Annotated in this window: 3 protein-coding genes and 1 pseudogene; all 4 read right to left on the minus strand. The window is 48.0% G+C overall.

What is annotated here, in order from left to right; genetic code table 11:
• Positions 1-160: 160 nt before the first annotated feature.
• The 4 genes and pseudogenes from B2U90_RS12590 to B2U90_RS12510 all read right to left on the minus strand — a co-directional run bounded on the left by B2U90_RS12590 (position 161) and on the right by B2U90_RS12510 (position 3,633).
• On the minus strand, positions 161-595 hold the full coding sequence (locus B2U90_RS12590; RefSeq protein WP_414673984.1) for a CFI-box-CTERM domain-containing protein: 435 nt from the start codon (positions 593-595) through the stop codon (positions 161-163).
• A 29-nt stretch (positions 596-624) separates the two neighbouring features.
• A pseudogene (locus B2U90_RS12500) lies at positions 625-855 on the minus strand (DUF2513 domain-containing protein); the annotation flags it as partial.
• 196 nt (positions 856-1,051) lie between these two features.
• Positions 1,052-2,428, minus strand: a complete 1,377-nt coding sequence (locus B2U90_RS12505) for an HAD family hydrolase (protein ID WP_292017943.1) — start codon at positions 2,426-2,428, stop codon at positions 1,052-1,054.
• A gap of 137 nt (positions 2,429-2,565) precedes the next feature.
• Complete coding sequence (locus B2U90_RS12510) at positions 2,566-3,633, minus strand: YdcF family protein (protein WP_292017944.1); 1,068 nt, start codon at positions 3,631-3,633, stop codon at positions 2,566-2,568.
• Positions 3,634-4,388 lie beyond the last annotated feature (755 nt).

Below are 4,388 nucleotides of genomic sequence, written 5' to 3' on the forward strand. Positions count from 1 at the left end.
TCAACACGACATCGTGGTACGATAGGGTACTTTAGATTTCCTTCAAAAAGGTACGCATTTTGTTCAACATGTCAGGTTGCCTTCCACGTCGTTCACATCCAGTTGGGCATAACAGCTTGCTTGCGTAGATGTGAACGGGTTGCCGCAAAATAGATGTTTCCTATGGATTTGATTTTTTGTCTTTATATGGAGCATCGGAAAAACCTAGTCTGCGTAGTTTTAGGACAAATGAATCAAGCCATTTACGCCCAATATTTGTGAACCATTTTTCTTTTCCAAACAGCTTTACAAGAATCGGACTAATACAATAGTAAATACGAACAAATAAACGACCAAACCTTGTTGATGAAAGGTTAATATCACGATATCTCCGAAGCACCCATACTTCAGGGCAATCATAAGATCCGTATACACATGTAGCAATATAACAACCGGATTGTGTACTTCGTCCTGAGCGATAAGATGAACTCCTTCCTCCACTGTAAGACCTAGATCTGCTTCTCGGATGATATGTCGGGTTTTTTCTTGTAATAAACTTCCCGCCATAAGAAGGGCTTTTTCTTCTATAACCACCTCTGCGAGCCAAATGAATCACCTCGAAATTAAGATTCAAATAAAGAATGCTTAGCCAAAGACTGAACCAATTATTGCTGCAACCATTGCATTTACTGTTTCTTTTACGAAATCGACAGTTAAAGGAATTCCTTTTTCTTTCATTGTTGTTTTTACTTTTCCCCATCGACTGATGTCTCGAACGGTTTCGAGATAATCAGCGTCTTCCCAGGTTAAACCACCAACGGCAATATCCTGAACTTCCTCATCCCCTGACAAATTATCATAACTATCTATGAATCCATGCTCGTATAGAGTCGGTTGACTTTTCCTCGACGGACCGTAGAGTTAAGAAAATCCTGATTGTCGTTGCTTCAGTAAATATAAAGTTGGGAGTGATAGCCTCCCCGGCCATCACCCGCCTATAATACCATATTCCCAAAAACAAAAAAAGCCCGCAGAGCCCAATTCATAAGCTCTGCGGGATACGTGCCTGCCATCAGGCACTTTCTTCTTTCTTCCTTCCAAGGAACTGCTCGGCGGTCGTGCGCCAGTGAATGGTAATATCGTAACCGTCGTTTTTCCGGATCTCGATCCGGTCAACCAGCCGGAGGAAAACATTGATTTCTTCGTTTTTTCCGCCCATAAAATGTATTCTCCCTATGAAGGAGGCGCAGTGATCGGCCTCGGGTCGGTGTTGAATGAGCATATCCATGGCTTCCGCCTGCGTAAATACAGGTTTGTTGGTATCCTTGTCATTGGTGCCCACATACAGCACATACTGAACGCCGTCATGGACGTCCACTTCCTCCTTTGCGGGTTCCTTCACTGCCTGGACGATCTCCGTCTTTTCCACGCCGTCGCCATAGATGGTCGCAAAATCGTCCCGCATGGAAATGACGCCGATGCCCATGCTTTCATAGCTGGCTTTCTTATCGGGGGCGCCGTCCGCGCTCCCGTACTCGCGCACCGCGTCGTCTGCTACCACCATATAGGCCGCGCTCCTGTAGGGGTTGTTGGAAATGGTGTAGATTTCCATAGCCAGATCCCCGGAGGAATTGCCGAACGCCAGCACCGGCTGCTGGCCGATTTCACGAACGATGGCGTCCACCTTGCAGGTTTTGGCGTTCTCGCCGGCGTAGCTGCCGTCGAATACGATCTGGTCGTCAGGCTGGAACGTATAATTCGGATCCGCCGTCTCACCCTGGCCGGTGGCGGTATAGCCATACTCCGTGCCGATCACATGGGAGGGCGGGATGTTCAGCGTGCCGCGGATCACTTCCCGCACGATATTCCGCTCGGTGGCTGTGACGACATAAACGGTGAAATCATTTTCCAGCAGCTTATCAAACAGCTCCAACATGGGCTTGTAATAGGCATCACCGCGCTTCAGGCCGGAAAAGCCCATGGCTTCGCTTTCTTTGAATGCGCGCACCATTTCCGCCAGTTCCTTCATGGTCATGCCCCGGTAGGCAATGGCGCCGGCGGCTGCTTGGCGGATGCTCGTATTGCTGGGCTTTTCGGCGCCCGCGACGTCCATGATTTCCTGGGCGACGGCTCTGACCGCATCGGTAATGGTATCGCTGCCGCTGTTCAGGGCATAATCCGCGAACACCATATATTCAAAGCAGAAGGGATAGGTTTCGCACATCAGCGTGCCATCCAGGTCAAATACGGCAATGCGATCCGGCACAGGGATATAATCGGGCGACGCTTCGTCCGTGACGGCCAGCAGATAAGCGTTCAGGCTTTCCGCTGCCGCCGAACCTTCCGTCCAGTATTCCGAAAGCAGGTCAGGCTGGCTTTCCGCAAGCACTGACACTGATGTCAGACAAAGCAGAAGCAGAACGAGCAGCATTGTCGAGATCTTTTTCATCAAATAACCCCCCTCTTAATTTTTTAATGGACAGCATTGATTCTTTATATCATGTTTCCTGTCCCATCAGCGTGATTTGGCAAAATCACGGATCCGCTGATATGATACGACCAAATTGCGCAGCAAAGACGGTATGCTTACTCTTCAGGCAGGAATATCGTCAGCATTTCATTCAGCTGCATAGCAGCGATTCTGGCATCAAATCTTTCAAGTTCCTTCGATGTCTGTGCTTCACAGCTGTAATTCCCGGCAACGGAGATGGAAAGGCCTTCCCTTTTCCGGAGAATTTCCGCCAGTGTTTCATACAGGATGTTCGCCCGCCGCTGATGATACGATGAAGTCACGATGGTCATCGTATCGATCCCCTGGTCTCTCAGGATCATAAACGTGTTTACGGTGTTATCGAGCGTCGTCATAGCGCTTTCATCAATATAGACTCTTTCTGGTGCAATTCCGCAGTTATGCACGAGATACTCCTTCATTAGGCCTGCTTCGGTATGACCTTCCGGATTGTTTTCGCCTGTCGCGCCGCCTGAGCATACCAGAATGGAACTGGGAAACGTTTCGGCTGCTGTGGCAGCGGCCTCACACCGCGCTTTCAGTTCGTCCCGCATCTCACCGTTTTCCAGTTCAAAGCCCAGAACCACAAAGGCATGCTTTCCGCTGATTGGCAGCGCTTGTGGATCATCTTTCCCGTCAATATACAGGCGGTAATCCGGGTTGAAATAGATCTCATTCCATTTTTCGAAGATAAAAACAGCCAATTCGTTATCTTCCAGCGCTTTCATGTCGGCTGTGACCAGATCCCTCGCTTCCTGTTCGGTGGCAAGATCTGTAAGAAGGGCGGTGATATCAACCATTCGTTCTTCCTCTTCGCTTTTTTGTTCCGGTACACTATGTGTTTCCACCCATAAATCCCATATGTTCTGTACGCCGTTTTTTCCGACATACACCAATGTATAATACGGCTCTGCACCCTCATAATCACTCGTGGCACGGCAGAGGATGCAGTAGACATCCTGCTGCTCTCCCAGGAGCGCGACAGGTTCATATACAGCATCTGTAAGTTCTGCCTTCGCGCTGTCAAAAGCAGCCCGTGCGTCTTCCGTAATCTCCGATGAGTCAGTGATTCTCCATCCCGGAATCTCTTCATTTTTATTTTCAGCCACAGCCGTCCCGAATAAGCAAAGCAACAGAATTGACACAGTCATCATCCTGAACAGACGCTTTATCATCATGCGAATACTTCCTTTTGTATAAATGCAGCATAAAAAACAGTAGCCAAGAAAAACAAAAGATATTTTGGCAAGCCCATACTGGCTACCGATCCCAATTTTAGCATATCCTCTGGATTTTTTGGCGGAAAATATTTCGCCGCCGGCATTCATCAACAGAAGAACGCCAGCGGCATTCCGTCATGAAAACATGACGTCCAGCCTGCTGTCATTAACCCAACCTTCGCCTTGGGCTTGAACGTCATACTATATGTTGCATAGCCATCATAATTTATATACACGGTGGCATGGCTTAGTCGGTAGGACATTCTGTATAAAAGATCCGACTATGAACAGTTCGGATGCTCCAAACTGTTCACACCCATTCTCTGGTGACTCTTCTGTCGATGAGCATTGACACAGAGCTTGATTACATGCTAGAACTCACTTGAGGTCGCAGCCGCTTGAGGTCGCAAATTGCGACCTCAAGAATCAAGTATAATGGGCGGAAATAGCAGATGAATGGTCCGAAAAACGTGCTACATATTGTCCATGAACTGAGCGTTCCTTATTTCCTTTGCTTCCCGCCAATTTACTTTATATTTGGGCATCTCTGGTCCTTCCGGAGATGCTTTCTCTTTGTCAAACTCGGGTTTTAGCATAATTCGGAGGAAATGTCACTGATTATGTCACTGATTATGTCACTGATTCAGCCTGTATAGATTAGGCCGCCTCATTCTCTGCAG

It is taken from the genome of Megasphaera sp. UBA4233, from assembly GCF_002395615.1.
In the GTDB taxonomy this organism is placed as follows: domain Bacteria; phylum Bacillota; class Negativicutes; order Veillonellales; family Megasphaeraceae; genus Megasphaera; species Megasphaera hexanoica.